This is a genomic window from Streptomyces sp. NBC_00162, assembly GCF_024611995.1.
Classification (GTDB): Bacteria; Actinomycetota; Actinomycetes; order Streptomycetales; family Streptomycetaceae; genus Streptomyces.
Genome location: NZ_CP102509.1, coordinates 7,473,827 through 7,488,848, shown reverse-complemented (window position 1 = coordinate 7,488,848; position 15,022 = coordinate 7,473,827). Strand labels below are relative to the sequence as shown.

The window sequence follows — 15,022 nt, the reverse complement described above, 5'->3', positions numbered from 1 at the left end:
CGCGGCCGGGGCTTGGGCTTGGGCCTGGGCTTGTCACATCACGCCGCGGGGGCGGAACTGGACGCTGATGCGGGGGCCGACGGCCCGCGTCGACTTGGGCACCGCGTGCTCCATGGTCCGCTGGCAGGAGCCGCCCATGACGACGAGGTCGCCGTGACCCAGGGGCAGCCGCAGCAGGGTGGCCCCGCCGTCGCGCGGGCGGAAAGCGAGGTCCCGGGGATCCCCGACGGAGACGATCGCGACCATGGTGTCCTCGGTGGCGGAGCGTCCGGTCCGGTCGCCGTGCCAGGCCACGCTGTCGCGGCCGTCGCGGTAGAGGCACAGCCCGGCGGTCGTGAAGGGCTCGCCGAGCTCGGCGGCGTAGTGACGGCTCAGGGCCTCGCGGGCCTCGACGAGGGCGGGGTGCGGAAGGGCCTCGTCCGCTGCATAGAAGGCGAGCAGGCGGGGCACCTCCACCTCGCGCTCGTACATCTGCCGCCGCTCGGCCCGCCAGGGCACGTCGGCGGCCAGCCGCTCGAAGAGCGCGTCGGCGCCGCTCAGCCAGCCGGGCAGGTGATCGACCCAGGCCCCGGCCCCGAGCGCGGTGCGCCGGATGCCGGTGAGCGGCCCGAGCCGGATCTCGTCGCCCTGGTCGAAGAGGGAACCCTGAAGGCCCATGCCCTGTACTGCGTGCATGACCCCACCCTAACCCCGGAACCGAACACCTGCACGAATATGGCGTGGCCGGGTCCGCCCCGATCACGGCGCACACCACGAAATGAGCGCCGTACTGCGCCAGACTTCTCCTCAGGCCGAGCTTCCTGGGAGACAACCGTGAAGATGCTGATCAACAGTCCGGACACCGTGGTCGCCGACGCCCTGCGGGGGATGGCGGCCGCCCACCCCGAGCTCGACGTCGACGTGGAGCGGCGGGTCGTCGTACGGCGGGACGCGCGGGACGGCGGGCGGGTCGGGGTGGTGTCCGGGGGCGGCTCCGGGCACGAACCGCTGCACGCCGGGTTCGTGGGGTACGGGATGCTGTCCGCCGCCTGTCCCGGGGAGGTGTTCACCTCGCCCGTGCCCGATCAGATGCTGCGGGCGGCCGAGGCCGTGGACTCCGGGCAGGGGGTGCTGTTCGTCGTCAAGAACTACACCGGTGACGTGCTGAACTTCGAGATGGCCGCGGAGCTCGCCGAGGAGGACGGCCGGCGGGTCGAGCGCGTACTGGTCAACGACGACGTCGCCGTGACCGACAGCCTGTACACCGCCGGGCGGCGCGGCACCGGGGCCACGCTCTTCGTGGAGAAGATCGCCGGAGCGGCGGCCGAGGAGGGGGCGCCGCTGGAACGGGTCGCGGCGATCGCCCGGCGGGTCAACGAGTCCTCGCGCAGCTTCGGCGTGGCGCTCACCGCCTGCGCCACGCCCGCCAAGGGGAGCCCCACCTTCGACCTGCCCGACGGGGAGCTCGAGTTGGGCGTCGGCATCCACGGGGAGCCGGGCCGGGAGCGGCGGCCGATGATGCCCGCGCGGGAGATCGCCGAAGTCGCGCTGGCCGCCGTACTGGAGGAGCTGGCGGAGGTGTCCCCGGCCGACGGGCCGGTGCTGGCCCTGGTCAACGGCATGGGGGCGACGCCGCTGCTGGAGCTGTACGGGTTCCACGCCGAGGTGGCGCGGCTACTGGACGCGCGCGGAGTGCCGGTGGCGCGGACACTCGTCGGGAACTACGTCACCTCTCTCGACATGGCGGGATGCTCGGTGACGCTGTGCCGGGCCGACGAGGAACTGCTGCGATTGTGGGACGCCCCGGTGCAGACGCCCGCGCTGCGCTGGGGCCGCTGACCGTAAGGTGGCCGTGGGCCCGGCCAGGTTGATCCGACACGAGGAGATCCGGTGCGTGACGCAGACTTCTTCCGGCGCTGGATGACGGCCGCGGCGGCCGCCGTGGAGCGCGAGGCGGACCGGCTGACCGAACTCGACTCGCCCATCGGGGACGCGGACCACGGGAGCAACCTGCTGCGGGGCTTCACCGCGGTACGGGCGGCCCTGAGCGCGGAGGCCCAGGCGGAGGCGACGCCGGGCGCAGTGCTCCAGCTCGCCGGACGGACCCTGATCTCGACCGTCGGCGGCGCCTCGGGGCCGCTGTACGGGACGCTGCTGAGGCGCACCGGCAAGGAGCTCGGGGAGGCCGCCGAGGTCTCCGACGAGGCGCTGCGCGAGGCCCTGTACGCGGGGGTGGGCGCGGTGGCGCAGCTGGGCGGGGCGGCGCCGGGCGACAAGACGATGCTGGACGCCCTGGTCCCGGGGGTGACCGCGCTGAGCACCTCGTACCGGGCGGCCGCGGACGCGGCGGAGCACGGGGCCCTGGCGACGGTACCGCTGCGGGCGCGCAAGGGCCGGGCCAGCTACCTGGGCGAGCGGAGCATCGGGCACCAGGACCCGGGCGCGACCTCGTCGGCGCTGCTGCTGGTGGCGCTGGCGGACGTGGTGGACGACCTCGGCGTGACGGCCCCCGCGCCGGGCGCCGGGCCGGCCTCCGTGGAAACGGAGCACGGCCTGGTCGGCATCGTGCTGGTGTCGCACAGCGAATCCGTCGCCGAGTCGGTGGCGGAGCTCGCCCGGGGCCTGGCGGCGGGCGGCCCGATGGCCCCGGTGGCCGCGGCGGGCGGAACGGCCGACGGCGGCCTCGGCACGAGCGCGGAGCGCATCCTCGCGGCCGCGCGGGAGGTGGACCGCGGCGCGGGTGTCGCCCTGCTGGCGGACCTGGGCAGCTCCGTGCTCACCGTGAAGTCACTGCTGGCGGAGGGTGAACTGCCGCCGGGGGCCCGCCTGGTGGACGCGCCGTTCCTGGAGGGCGCGGTGGCGGCGGTGGTGGCCGCCTCCGCCGGCGCCCCCCTGCCGGCGGTCGAATCGGCCGCCGGCGAGGCGTACGAGTACCGCAAGGCGTAGGGAGTCAGCGGCCGCGGAGGGTCTCGATCTCCCGGCGCTCGCGCTTCGTCGGGCGGCCGGCACCGCGGTCGCGGATGCCCACCACCGCGGCCTCGACGGGGGTCGGCGGCGGCGGGCTCTTGTCGATCAGGCACTCGGCGGCGACCGGAGCGCCCACCCGCTTGGACACGGGCCGGCGGACCACGACGATGCGCTCCCGCCCCGCGTGGAAGAGCCGTACCTCATCGCCCGCGCGCACGGGCTGCGCCGGTTTGGCGCGCTCCCCGTTGACCTTCACGTGGCCCGCCCGGCAGGCGGTCGCCGCCGTCGAGCGGGTCTTCGTCAGGCGCACGGACCAGATCCACGCGTCCACCCGCACGGATCCCATGTCCGTTCCCGTTCCGGTTCCCGTTGCCTCATCAGCCATGCCCCGACTTTAGCGAGGCGGGCACGGAATGACCGAAGGACTTTCGGCGGATATCACAAGGGGCATGGCATCTGCCATGTAGATGAGCCCAAGCCAATTGCAAATGCGCCACGGGTGGCCCTACCTTGTCGCACGTGCAGTCCCGCCGCATACAGGACCGCCCCGGTCCCGGCACAAGGCCGGCCGCCGACCTCACCGAGGAGCATCCACCCATGTCGCCGACCCTGAACCGCCGCCGTGCCGCCGCCGTGCTGACCGCCGCCCTGCTCGTCCCGCTGGCCGCCTGCGGCAACGGCAGCGGGGACACCAAGCCCGCTGCCGGCTCCTCCGACAACGCGTCGAGCTCCGCCTCCGCCGAGCCCAAGGCCGCGAACCTCACCGTCCTCGCCGCCTCCTCCCTCACGGACGTCTTCAAGACAGCGGGCGCCGCCTACGAGAAGGCGCACCCCGGCACGAAGGTGACCTTCTCCTTCGCCGGTTCACAGGAGCTCGCGGCGCAGGTCAAGCAGGGCGCGCCGGCCGACGCCCTGGTCACCGCCGACACGAAGACCATGGACGGCCTCAAGGGCGAGACCGGCGACGCAAAGATCATCGCCAAGAACCGCCTGGTCATCGCGGCGGGCAAGGGCAACCCGTTCAAGATCGCCGCCCTCAAGGACCTCGCCGACACGAAGATCAAGGTCGTGCTCGCCGCGCCCGAGGTCCCGGTGGGCCGCTACAGCAAGGAGATCCTGGACAAGCAGGGCGTCACGGTGAAGCCCGTCTCCCAGGAGCCCAACGTCCGCGCCGTGCTCAGCAAGGTCGAGCTGGGCGAGGCCGACGCGGGCCTCGTCTACAAGACCGACTCCGCCAAGTCGGGCGACAAGGTCGTCGCCGTGGACATCCCGGACGACCAGAACGCGGTGGCCTCCTACCCGGCCGCCACGCTGAAGCAGTCCAAGAACCCCGAGGCCGCGGCCGCGTTCGTGGCCTGGCTGAGCACCCCGGAGGCGCAGAAGATCCTCCAGGACGCGGGCTTCCAGCAGGCGTAGGCCCGAGGGCGGCAGGCCTCGCCTGCCGCCCACCGTCTGCCGTCTGCCGTCGCGCGGTGTGAGGGGCTGCCCGGTCCGGGGGGACGGGCAGCCCTTCTCCGTGCCTGCGGCAGGCCCGCGTACGCTTCCCGCAGCCGCCCCCGAGCCAGGAACCCGAGCACCTCCATGAGCAGACTCCGCACCCGCACCCGGCCACCGCTGACCCTCGCGATCCCCGCGCTGCTCGCCGTCGCGTTCCTGCTGCTGCCGCTGATCGGCATCCTCACCCGAACCCAGTGGAGCGAGCTCGGCGCCCACCTGAGCAGCCCCGGCGTGGTCCAAGCCCTGCACCTCTCGCTCGTGGTGTCCCTCTGGGCCCTCGGCCTCTCGCTGCTCCTCGGTGTCCCGCTCGCCTGGCTGCTGGCCCGCGTGGAGTTCAAGGGCAAGGCACTCGTCCGCTCGCTCGTCCTGCTGCCGATGGTGCTGCCGCCGACCGTCGGCGGTGTCGCCCTGCTGCTCGGCTTCGGCCGGCGCGGTCTGCTCGGGCCCTGGCTGGAGGAGAGCTTCGGGATCACCCTGCCCTTCCACACGTCGGGCGCCGTCGTCGCGGCGACGTTCGTGGCGATGCCCTTCCTCGTCATCAGCCTGGAGGGCGCCCTCGGGGGGCTCCGGCAGAGCTACGAGGAGACCGCCGCCTCGCTCGGCGCCTCGCCGGTCCGCGTGTTCTTCACGGTGACCCTGCCGATGGTGGCCCCCGGCCTGGTCGCCGGCGCCGCGCTCACCTGGGCCCGCGCGCTCGGCGAGTTCGGCGCGACCATCACCTTCGCCGGGAACCTGCCCGGCACGACCCAGACGCTGCCGCTCCAGGTGTACCTGCTGCTCCAGGACGAGCCCGAGGCCGCCACCTCCGTCTCCCTGCTGCTGCTGGCGATCGCCATGGCCGTACTGATCGCGCTGCGCGGCCGCTGGACGGGCGTTCCCGTCCCCCGCAAGCCCGCCGGTGCGCCGCCGGTGGCCGAGGAGCCGTCCGTACCGTCCGTACCCGCGCCCGCCGGTGAACCGGCGGAGGTCGTACCGGCCGCGGCCGGAGCCTGGTCCCTGCACGCCACCGTCACCGGCTTCAACCGGCTCACCCTCGACGCCGAACCCGGTACCACGATCGCCGTCGTCGGCGAGAACGGCGCCGGCAAGACCACCCTGCTGCGCGCCCTCCTCGGCCTGACCCCGCGCGCCCACGCCGACCTCAGGCTCGGGGACACGGACGTCACCGAGCTGCCCCCGCACCGGCGGCAGGTCGCCTGGGTCCCGCAGGACGGCGCGCTGTTCCCGCACCTGAGCGCGCTGGCCAACACCGCGTACGGGCTGCGTGCCCACGGGGTGCGGCGGGCCGACGCCCGGCGCGAGGCACGGGCCTGGCTGGACCGGCTGGGCGTCGGGCACCTCGCCGAGCGCAGGCCCGCCCAGCTGTCCGGCGGCCAGGCTCAGCGCGTCGCCCTCGCCCGCGCCCTGGCCGCCCGCCCCCGGCTCCTGCTGCTCGACGAACCGCTCGCCGCCCTCGACCAGACGACGCGGGCCCACGTCCGCCACACCCTGCGCACGCACCTGGCCGGCTTCGGCGGGGTCTGCCTCATCGTCACGCACGATCCCGTCGAGGCGGTCTCGCTGGCCGACCGGGTCCTCGTACTCGCCGACGGGCAGACCCTCCAGGACGCGCCGCCCTCCGAGGTGACCCGGCACCCGCGCTCCCCGTGGGTGGCCCGGATGCTGGGGCGCAACGCCTGGCCGGGCACGGCGTCGGCGGACGGGCTGGCCCTGGCCGCCGGGGGCCGCCTCGTCGTCGCCGAGGCGCTGCCCGAGGGGGCTCAGGCCCTCGCGATCATCGCCCCGGAGGCGGTGTCCGTGCACCGGGACCGCCCGGGCGGCAGCCCCCGCAACGTCTGGCCGGGCACCGTACGGGAGATCACGGCGGTCGGCAGCCGGCTGCGCGTGCTGATCGCCCCGGACGAGGCGCCGGACCTGGTCGCGGAGATCACCCCCGAAGCGGCCGCCGAACTGGGCATCGTCGACGGCGCCCAGGTGTGGACGAGCGTGAAGGCGACCGAAGTCACGCTCGTACGCCTGTAGCCGCTGGTGCCCACCGGTGACCCTTGGAATCGTTTGGACGCAGGTCAGCGGGCTGGCATATGTTTCGGCGGTTGCCTGCGCGCCCGTCGGCAGGCGCGATCCGCATGTCACACGTTCCCGTGGGGGGTACTCCGTCATGTCCTTCAGCGCGCCCGGTTCACCGCCGCCGCCCGACCGGCCGCCGTACGCCGCGGCCGCCCCGTACCCGGCGCAGCCGTATCCGGCCCAGCCCTACCCTGGGCAGCCGTACCCCGGGCAGCCCGTGTATCCCGGCCCGCCGCCACCCCGTGACGTCCTGCGTTCTCCGCAGGGCCTCGCGACGGCGCTGACCGTGCTGCTGTCCGTCGCGGCCGCGGTCAACCTGTTCTCGGCCGGCTCCAACCTGTTCGCCTGGTCGCTGATGAAGGACCTGATCGCCGACCCCGACCAGGTCGCGGACGACACGCTCGACCTGTCGGACATGCTCACCGCCTTCGCCGGGAGCGTCCAGCTCCTGGTGCTGCTGGGCACGGGCACCGTCTTCATCATCTGGTTCCACCGCGCACGCGTGAACGGCGAGATCTTCCGCCCCGACGCCTTCACACAGGGGCGCGGCTGGGCCATCGGCGCCTGGTTCATCCCCGTCGGCAACCTGTTCCTCCCCTACCGGACCGCGCGGCAGATCTGGACGGCCAGCACCCAGCTCGGGCCCGACGGCTCCTACCGCCACGTCTCCACCGCTCCCCTCACGGCCTGGTGGGTCGTCTGGGTCGTCGCGGCGTGCGTCGACCGCGTCTTCGCCCAGATGTACAAGCGCGCCGAGACCCCCGAGGCCCTGCGGGACGCCTCCGCCGTCGGCATCGTCTCAGACCTGATCATGGTCGCCGCCGCGGTACTCGCCGTCCTCTTCGTCCGCAAGCTCACCGCCCTGCAGAACACCAAGGCCGTGCAGGGCCCGTACGCCGCCGTCTGACCTCCGGCGTTCAGCTTGGCTGCTCCGGGGCGGTGACGGCGAACTCGCACCACACGCACTTCCCGCCGCCCCGGGGCTCCACGCCCCAGGCCTCCGCGAGCCGCTCCACCAGCAGCAGCCCGCGTCCCGACACCGCCCAGTCCCCCGCCTCGCGCCGCCTCGGCAGGGCGCTGCTGGTGTCCTCGACCTCGATGCGGATCCGGCCTTCCGCCGTCAGCCGCATGCCGACGTCGGCGCCGTCGTCCGTGTGGACCAGGGCATTGGTGATCAGCTCGTCCGCTGCGAGTTCGATCTCGTCGGCCCGTTCCCGTGCTCCCCAGGCGGCCACGGCCGCCCGGATCAGGTGCCGGGCCATCGCCGGGGCCTCCGGATCGCCGGGTTCCAGCCGCTGGCGCAGCGGACCGCCGCCGCGCCCGGTGGGAGTGCCGCGGCGGCGCAGGACGAGCAGGGCCATGTCGTCCCCGCCGCCCGCGTCGCCGACCAGGTCGCACAGCACGTCGGCGAGTTCCTCCACGTCGACCGGGCCGCCGCGGGCCGCGGCCATGAGCTCGCGCATGCCGGTGTCCGGGTCCGCTCCGGGCCGTTCGATCAGGCCGTCCGTGCACAGCAGCAGGGTGTCACCGGGGTGCAGTTCGAGGCTGGTGACCGGGTAGCCGGAGCCGGTCCCGGACTGTTCGCGGGGCGGCAGGCCGAGCGGCAGGCCGCCCGCCACCTGGATCCGGTGGCAGCTGCCGTCCCCGCGCCGCACCACCGGGTCGAGGTGGCCGGCTCGGACCATACGGAGCATCCCGGTGGTGAGGTCCAGTTCGGCGTACGTGCAGGTGGCGAAGCGGTCCGTCTCCAGCTCGCGCAGGAAGGCCGAGGCCCGCGCCATGGCGGTGCCGGGGGTGTGCCCCTCGGCGATGTAGGCGCGCAGCACGATGCGCAGCTGGCCCATGACGGCGGCCGCGTCCGTGTCGTGCCCCTCCACGTCGCCGATCATCACCCCGACGCGGCCCTCGCCGAGCGGGATCACGTCGTACCAGTCGCCGCCGATGTCCCGCCCCATCCGTGCGGACCGGTACCGCACGGCGATCCGCGCACCGGGCACCTCGGGGATCCGGCGGGGCAGCATGGCCCGCTGGAGGCCCTCCGCCAGGTCGTGCTCCTGCTCGAAGAGCATGGCGCGCTGGAGGCTCTGCGCGATGCCGCTGCCGAGCGCCATCAGCAGGTTGCGCTCCTCGGCGGTGAAGTCGCCGTCGCGCGTGTAGAGCAGCCCGAGTGCGCCGATGGGCCGTCCCTGGGCGATCAGCGGCAGGTAGGCCCCGCTGCGCACGGACAGCGGCTCGATGTACGGCCACAGCTGCGGGTAGCCCAGCTGGAACTCCTCCCGTGAGGCGAGGTAGACCGGCTGCATGGTGCGTACGGCCTCGCTCATCGGGAACTGCGCGTCGATCCGCGTGTACTCGATCTCGGGCACGTACGAGCCCAGCTGCCCCTCGGCGACCAGGTGGATGCGAGCGCCGTCCACTACGCCCAGCATCACGCTGACGGCGCCCAGGTGCCCGAGGGCCTCCGGGTCCTTGAGGACGTCGGTCACGTCGTTGACGGTGCGGGCGTGGGCGAGGATGGCCGTGGTCCGCTCGACGACCCCGGTCATCCGGCGCCGGTCCTCGGCCTGCTCCCCGGCGGCGCCGGGCTCCCCGGGGTCGTGGGCGGCGTCCCGGAGGATCCCGATGACCCGGTACGGACGCCCGCCCGGGTCCCGCACGATGTGCCCCTGGATGTGGATCCAGGCCAGGGTTCCGTCCCGGCGGCGGCCGCGGACGTAGGCCCCGTAGTGGCTGTGGCCGTCCTTGAGGGCCTGCGCGACGCGGGCCTCGAGCCGGGCCTCGTCGGCGGGCGGGATGCGGGGGCGTAGTCCGGCGGTGGTCCCGTCGAACTCGTCCGGGCGCAGGTCGAGAACCTCGAGGGCGGTCGGGTCGAGGAACATCCGCCCGCTGTCGAGGTCCCAGTCGAAGGTGCCCATGCGGTTGAGCGCCAGGCTCGTATCCGGCCGCGCGGGCCAGTCGACCTCGGGATTCTGTCCCCACTGGGCCACGCAGCCAGCGTCTCACGGCGAGGGCTCGCGCGGGGGCCCGAGCGGCGCCTGGCCGTCCGGCCGTACCGGGACCCGCTCGCCCTCGGCCCGCTCATTCCGGGACCAGGACCCGGAGCCGGCCGCCGCCCCGACGGCAGCGGTGCGGGCCGCCCCGGCGCCCGCCCGGCGGACCTTGCCGGCCGTCCTCGACCCCGAGCTCGCCGAACGCCCCGCCCGGGCCTCTTCCGGCTGGTGGGCCGTGACCGCCGTACTGCTCGCCGCGCCTGCCACGCCACCCTAGCCGGGCGGCTAACCGTCCGGCGTGGTCGCGTCGTGGACCAACAGGGCGATCTGGACACGGTTGTTGAGGTGCAGCCGGGTCAGGATCCGGGACACGTGCGTCTTCACGGTCGGCAGCGCCAGATGCAGTTCCCGCGCGATCTCCGCGTTGGACAGGCCGCGCCCTACCGCCAGGGCCACCTCCCGCTCGCGCCCGGCCAGCAGCTCCAGCCGTTCCCGGGCGGCGGCCGCGCGGGTGTCCTGGCCGGTGTCGGCCGCCACCCGGTCGATGAGCCGACGGGTGACCGCCGGGGAGAGCACCGGGTCCCCGGCGGCCACCGTCCGGATCGCCGTCACGATCTCGTGCGGCGGGGTGTCCTTGAGGACGAACCCGGCCGCACCGGCGCGCAGCGCCCGCAGGACGTGCGCGTCGGTGTGGAAGGTGGTCAGGACCAGCACCTCGGGCGCGCCGGGCCGGGCCCGCAGCGCCTCGGTGGCCGTCAGCCCGTCGACGCCCGGCATCCGGATGTCCATCAGCACCAGGTCGGGGCGGGACGAGGTGACCAGCGCGGGCACCTCAGCCCCGTCCGCGGCCTCCGCGACGAGCTCGATGTCCGGGGCGCCGCCCAGCATCAGGCGCAGCCCGGCCCGCACGATCGCGTCGTCGTCGACCAGCAGTACCCGGATCACCCGCGTCCCTTCCGTCCGTTCAGTCCTGCCAGGGTAGCCAGGCGTCCACCCGGAAGCCGTCGTCCGCGGGGCCGGCCCTGAGCTCGCCGCCCGCCAGCCGGGCCCGCTCGGCCAGTCCGATCAGCCCCTGCCCGCCGCCCGCGCCGGGCCCGGGAACCGGTCCTGGAACCGGCCCTGGAACGGGCCCTGGAACCGGACCGGGCGGCCGGGCGCTGTGCACTTCCACCGTCAGCCGGTCCCCCGGGGCTCCGGCCACCCGCACCTCGACCGTCGCCCCCGGGGCGTGCTTGCGTACGTTGGTCAGCGCCTCCTGCACGATCCGGTACGCCGTGCGTCCCGCCAGCGGCGGCGGCGCGAGCCCCTCGGGCGGCCCGGTCAGCTCGATCCGCCCGCCCGCCGCCCGGGCCTCGGCCACCAGCCGTTCCAGGTCCGCCAGTTCCGGCTGCGGCCGCTCGCCCTCCGCGGCGTCCGTGCCCGTTCCCGACCGCAGCACCCCGATCACCTCGCGCAGATCGTGGAGGGCCAGGTGAGCGCTCTCCCGGATCACCCCGGCGGCCCGCTCGTTCTCCGCGGGCGGGGCGCCCGGGTTGTACTCCAGGGCGCCCGCGTGCACGCTCAGCAGCGACAGCCGGTGCCCGAGTACGTCGTGCATCTCGCGGGCGATCTCCTCACGCGCCTCCATCCGGACCCGTTCGGCCCGCGACTCCGCGTCCGCCTCGGCCAGTTCGGCGCGCTCCCGCAGCGAGGCGATGAGCTGCTGCCGGGACCGCCGGAACAGGCCCCAGCCGATCGCCCCGGCGATCAGGGCGAAGTAGGTCACCGCCGCGCCCGCCCGCTCCTCGGCCATGGCCGGCAGCTGCCACACGAAGACGGGGAGCGGGGCGAAGGCCAACGCCGCCACCCAGCCCGTGACCCGCCACGGCCGGGTCGCGGCCACCGTGAACACCGCCACCAGCGCCGGGCCGGTCAGATAGTGCGCCTGCGAGCCCGCCAGGAGAAGCACCACCGCGAGCTGCACCGGCCAGCGCCGCCGCAGCAGCACCGCCGCGCAGGCCAGTCCGCCGGCCGCCTGGTCGGCTGCCCGCCACGCGGGGCCGATGCTGTCCGCCACCGGGATGGACTGCGAACTGACGGCCGCGAAACAGGCGGCGAAGAGGACGAGGGCCAGGTCGGCGGCCCAGTCCCGGCGGGTGCGGTGGATGCGGTGGATGCGGCGCATGTCCCGGAAATCTACGCGGACCCCGCCGTGACCGGGCTTCCGCGCTGCGAACCGGATACTTAAGTACCACCCGTCGCCGCCCAACGGCCGATCCGCCGCCCGGCGCCGCCCGCCTACCGTCGGAGCATGACCTCACCCACACCGAAATCCCCCGTGACGGCCGTGTCGGGGCTGCTCGCCTTCGTCCTCGTCGTCGGCGGCGCGAGCGGCCTGCTGCACGAATGGCTCGACTGGATCCACTTCATGGGCTTCGTCCGCTTCCTCGTGCCCGAGGGCTACGAGATCTTCGGTTACGTGGTGATGGTGGTGCTCGGGCTCGCGGTGGGCGCGGCGGGCGACGCGCTCGCCGGGCGGCAGCGGCGTACGTAGCTCCGCCGGCAGGCCGGGCCGCCTCCCCCGCGTGGAGGAGGCGGCCCGGGGCGCTGCTACTGCTCAGGCTGGTTCTGGTTCTGCTCGTTCTGGTTCTGCTCGTTCTGGTTCTGCTGCTCCTGGTTGGGCTGCTGGTCCTGGTTCTGCTGCTCCTGGTTCTGCTGCTGCTCCTGGTTGGGCTGCTCCGGCGACGGCGGCGGAGGCGCGACCGTCGGCAGCGGGGCCGTGGACACCGGGGCCTCGGACGAGGGCGGCAGGGACTGCGGTTCCACCGAACGCCGCAGGGTCGCCGGCGGCGAGGACGCGGGCTCGGTCGCCTCGGACGGCGACGCCGAAGGCGACTCCGGCGGGGACTCCGAAGGTGACTCGGACGGAGACTCCGAGGGCGACTCGGAGGGCGACTCCGACGGCGACTGGGACGGGGACTCCGAAGGCGTCACGGAAGGCGACTCGGACGGGGACTCCGAGGGCGTGACGGTCGGCGTCGGCGACGGCGTCACGGTCGACGTCGGGGTGCCCGTCGGGTGCGTCGGGGTGCCCGTCGGGTGCGTCGGGGTGCCCGTCGGGTGCGTCGGCGTGTGCGTGGGGTGCGTTGGCGTGTGCGTCGGGTGCGACCAAGTCGGAGTCGGGAACACGGGCGGCGGCACCGGCCTGTCGTGCTTGCCGTGGTGGTCGCCGCGGTCGCGCTCGTACCAGTGCCGGTTGTGGCGGTCGTAGATCACGAACGTGTTCACGACGGTCACCGACGGTGCGATGACGACCACCTGCGCGGGCTGGTACGAGTTCCACACCTGCCCGAAGCGCTTCGGGTTGGCCTTGAGCGCCACCGGCGGCCCGAGCGGGTTCCCGCACGCGCACCGCACCCGCGGCACCCCGCGGTCGTCCACGAGCACGGCCGTCCCGGCCTGGAGCACGGCCTGGTAGGGATTGAGCTTGCCGTCCCGGTAGCCGTGGTTCGTGACCCGGGTGTCCATCCGCAGCTGCACGGGGGTGAGCGAGCGGAGGTAGCCGGGGACGGCCGCCGGCTGGATGCCGAGGGCCGAGGCGAAGGCGGCGTTCTTGGACGGATTCGCGGACAGGTCCTTGATCAGCTTCTCGACGTCGCAGCTGGCGACGTTCTTGGTGCCCTCGTACACCCCGGGCGAGGCCCCGCTGACGGTCCGGGTGCCCGTGGTGACGGTGGCGCCCGTGGCGGCCGGCGTCCTGCTCCCGGACGGTGGCGGGCTGTCCGGCGGCGGCGTGGCATCGCGCGACGCGGTCGACTCGGTGAACGGGTCCGGGCCCGACGCCGCGGCCGGCTGGAGGAACACCTCGCCGCCCGCGGCCGTACCGCCGCCGGGCCTGGTCAGCACCACGGCCAGGGCCACGGCCGCCGCCACCGCGACGAGTGCGGTGACGAGCCGGGGTACGGACCGCCACCAGGGACCTTTGGCCGGTCCGCCGGGACCACCGGGCGGCGCCGACGGTGGTGGGGGCGGTGGGGGCCCCTGCTGCCCGCCCGAGAGCGGGCCCGATGGCGGCCCGGTGGGGCGTTCTGACGAGGGCGGTCGGCCGGAGGGTTGCGTGGTCACGGGCTCTCCTTTGCAGGAGGAGTGAGTTCCCTGCGGACCATTGTGTGCGCCGTCCGGGTGGTGCCCGCAAGCCGAGAGTGCCACGGTTGCAGGGTGAGCCAGACACCGAGATCACCATCGTCCGGGGGCTCCGCGGGGGCATGGCGCGACGCCCTCGTCGCCGTGGTCGCGGCTTTCGCGGTGATGACCGCGGTCGCCTCGGCCGGCCTGGCGTGCGCGGGCGCGGGCGACCTGCCGGGCGGCGCGTTCCCCCGTGTCGTCGCCGCGGTCGTCGTGATGGCGGCCGGCGGTTCGGTAGAGGTGACGGGCAGCGCCGGTTCCCTGGCGGGGGCGGACGCGAGCCTGTCGGTGCTCCCGCTCTCGGTGAGCCTGGCCGGCGCCCTCATGGCCGGCTACTGCTTCCTGCGCCCCCTGCACAACCGGGCGGTGGCCCGGCCCCGCGAACTCATCGGCCGGGCCGTCCCGTTGATCCTGCTGTGGCTGCTCGCCCTGACCGGCGCCGCGCTCCTCGCCCGGCAGACCTTCGGCATCTCCACCGGCGATTCCCCCATTGGAGTGATCGGCGAACTCCTCGACTCCTCGCCGACGGTGGGCTTCCGGGCCGACCTGCCCGTCACGCTCTTCTTCGGACTGCTTTGGATCTTGGGCCTGTTGCTGGTCGCCCTGCTGGTCTCGCGCCGCGCACCGCTCCCGACCGGGCTGGTCCGCTTCCACGCGGCGGTGCGCCCGGCGGCCTTCGCCACGGTCGTGCTCCTGCTCGCGTACGTCGTCCTCGGCATCGGGGTCGGCGTGGTCGTGGCCGCGACCCAGGGCCATGCCGCCCAGACCCTGGCCGTGATCCTGCTGGGCCTGCCGAACCTGGTCTGGCTCGCACTGACCCTGGGCTTCGGCGGTGCCTGGGAGGGCAAGGTCGAGGGCCCCTTCGGGCTGCCGATGCCGCAGTTGCTGGACCAGGTCCTGCGTGGCTCCGACCTGTCCACGGTCGACGTGGCCGCGCTCGCCGAGCGGGACTCCCGGGCGTGGTGGCTGGTGGTGGTGGCCGCCGTCCTGCTGCTGGGCACGGGCGTGCTGGCGGCCGTATGGTCCCCCGCGCACGTACGCCCCTGGAAGCACGCGCTCCATCTGGGTGTGGCCCTGGCCCTCGCGACCCTGATGATCTGTCTGCTGGCGCGGATCCAGGCCCAGTTCGGGCTCTCTCTCCTGGGCATCGGGGATGTCGGCGGCCTCGGCGGCACGGTGGAACTCAACCCCGTCCTGTGGCGCACGGTGGGCCTCGCCCTCCTCTGGGGCGCGGTGGCGGGCTTCCTGGGATCTCTCCTGGCCCGCCCCCTCCACCACCGCGGCCCCGAGGACGAACCCGCCCCGGTCCCGCACTCCTGAGCCACCCGCACTCCTGGCCCACAACTCCCGAGCCGCAC

Annotated in this window: 13 protein-coding genes and 2 pseudogenes; 8 read left to right on the top strand and 7 right to left on the bottom strand. The window is 74.4% G+C overall.

The genetic code is table 11. The annotated features are described in order from the left end of the window. Nucleotides 1-33: 33 nt before the first annotated feature. Complete coding sequence (locus JIW86_RS34585; protein ID WP_257557964.1) at nt 34-675, bottom strand: alpha-ketoglutarate-dependent dioxygenase AlkB; 642 nt, start codon at nt 673-675, stop codon at nt 34-36. 138 nt (nt 676-813) lie between these two features. Here JIW86_RS34585 and dhaK point away from each other — a divergent pair, with 138 nt between their 5' ends. The 3 genes and pseudogenes from dhaK to JIW86_RS34570 all read left to right on the top strand — a co-directional run bounded on the left by dhaK (nt 814) and on the right by JIW86_RS34570 (nt 2,925). Next, on the top strand, nt 814-1,818 hold the full coding sequence (dhaK, locus tag JIW86_RS34580; protein ID WP_257557963.1) for a dihydroxyacetone kinase subunit DhaK: 1,005 nt from the start codon (nt 814-816) through the stop codon (nt 1,816-1,818). Nucleotides 1,819-1,869: 51 nt separating this feature from the next. Next, nucleotides 1,870-2,469: pseudogene (dhaL, locus tag JIW86_RS34575) on the top strand (dihydroxyacetone kinase subunit DhaL); the annotation flags it as partial. Beyond that, nucleotides 2,446-2,925, top strand: a complete 480-nt coding sequence (locus tag JIW86_RS34570; RefSeq protein WP_257559549.1) for a PTS-dependent dihydroxyacetone kinase phosphotransferase subunit DhaM — start codon at nt 2,446-2,448, stop codon at nt 2,923-2,925. The pseudogene dhaL and the gene JIW86_RS34570, both read left to right, overlap by 24 nt. Before the next feature lie 4 nt (nt 2,926-2,929). Here the strand turns inward: JIW86_RS34570 and JIW86_RS34565 are convergent, their stop codons facing one another. After that, a complete protein-coding gene (locus JIW86_RS34565) occupies nt 2,930-3,331 on the bottom strand; it encodes an RNA-binding S4 domain-containing protein (RefSeq protein WP_257557961.1) in 402 nt (133 codons plus the stop codon). 212 nt (nt 3,332-3,543) lie between these two features. Here JIW86_RS34565 and modA point away from each other — a divergent pair, with 212 nt between their 5' ends. The 3 genes from modA (at nt 3,544) to JIW86_RS34550 (ending at nt 7,417) form a co-directional block, all read left to right on the top strand. Next, complete coding sequence (modA, locus tag JIW86_RS34560; RefSeq protein ID WP_257557959.1) at nt 3,544-4,362, top strand: molybdate ABC transporter substrate-binding protein; 819 nt, start codon at nt 3,544-3,546, stop codon at nt 4,360-4,362. 165 nt (nt 4,363-4,527) lie between these two features. Continuing rightward, on the top strand, nt 4,528-6,465 hold the full coding sequence (locus JIW86_RS34555) for an ABC transporter permease (RefSeq protein ID WP_257557952.1): 1,938 nt from the start codon (nt 4,528-4,530) through the stop codon (nt 6,463-6,465). A gap of 136 nt (nt 6,466-6,601) precedes the next feature. Further along, nucleotides 6,602-7,417, top strand: a complete 816-nt coding sequence (locus JIW86_RS34550; RefSeq protein WP_257557950.1) for a DUF4328 domain-containing protein — start codon at nt 6,602-6,604, stop codon at nt 7,415-7,417. Between the two features lie 10 nt (nt 7,418-7,427). On the opposite strand, the gene JIW86_RS34545 is transcribed toward JIW86_RS34550, so the two are convergent. The 4 genes from JIW86_RS34545 to JIW86_RS34530 form a co-directional block, all read right to left on the bottom strand. Then, the gene (locus JIW86_RS34545; protein WP_257559548.1) at nt 7,428-9,425 is read right to left on the bottom strand and encodes a SpoIIE family protein phosphatase; all 1,998 of its coding nucleotides are present in this window, start codon (nt 9,423-9,425) and stop codon (nt 7,428-7,430) included. A gap of 84 nt (nt 9,426-9,509) precedes the next feature. Then, a complete protein-coding gene (locus JIW86_RS34540; RefSeq protein WP_257557940.1) occupies nt 9,510-9,767 on the bottom strand; it encodes a hypothetical protein in 258 nt (85 codons plus the stop codon). A gap of 18 nt (nt 9,768-9,785) precedes the next feature. Next, nucleotides 9,786-10,445, bottom strand: a complete 660-nt coding sequence (locus JIW86_RS34535; protein ID WP_257557938.1) for a response regulator transcription factor — start codon at nt 10,443-10,445, stop codon at nt 9,786-9,788. A 19-nt stretch (nt 10,446-10,464) separates the two neighbouring features. Continuing rightward, on the bottom strand, nt 10,465-11,664 hold the full coding sequence (locus JIW86_RS34530; protein WP_257557937.1) for a sensor histidine kinase: 1,200 nt from the start codon (nt 11,662-11,664) through the stop codon (nt 10,465-10,467). A gap of 126 nt (nt 11,665-11,790) precedes the next feature. On the opposite strand from JIW86_RS34530, the gene JIW86_RS34525 reads away from it, so the two are divergent. Beyond that, the gene (locus JIW86_RS34525; protein ID WP_257557935.1) at nt 11,791-12,033 is read left to right on the top strand and encodes a hypothetical protein; all 243 of its coding nucleotides are present in this window, start codon (nt 11,791-11,793) and stop codon (nt 12,031-12,033) included. A 323-nt stretch (nt 12,034-12,356) separates the two neighbouring features. On the opposite strand, the pseudogene JIW86_RS34520 reads toward JIW86_RS34525, so the two are convergent. Then, a pseudogene (locus JIW86_RS34520) lies at nt 12,357-13,604 on the bottom strand (DUF6777 domain-containing protein); the annotation flags it as partial. 93 nt (nt 13,605-13,697) lie between these two features. Between JIW86_RS34520 and JIW86_RS34515 the strand changes: the two are divergent. Then, complete coding sequence (locus tag JIW86_RS34515) at nt 13,698-14,984, top strand: streptophobe family protein (RefSeq protein ID WP_257557933.1); 1,287 nt, start codon at nt 13,698-13,700, stop codon at nt 14,982-14,984. Nucleotides 14,985-15,022 lie beyond the last annotated feature (38 nt).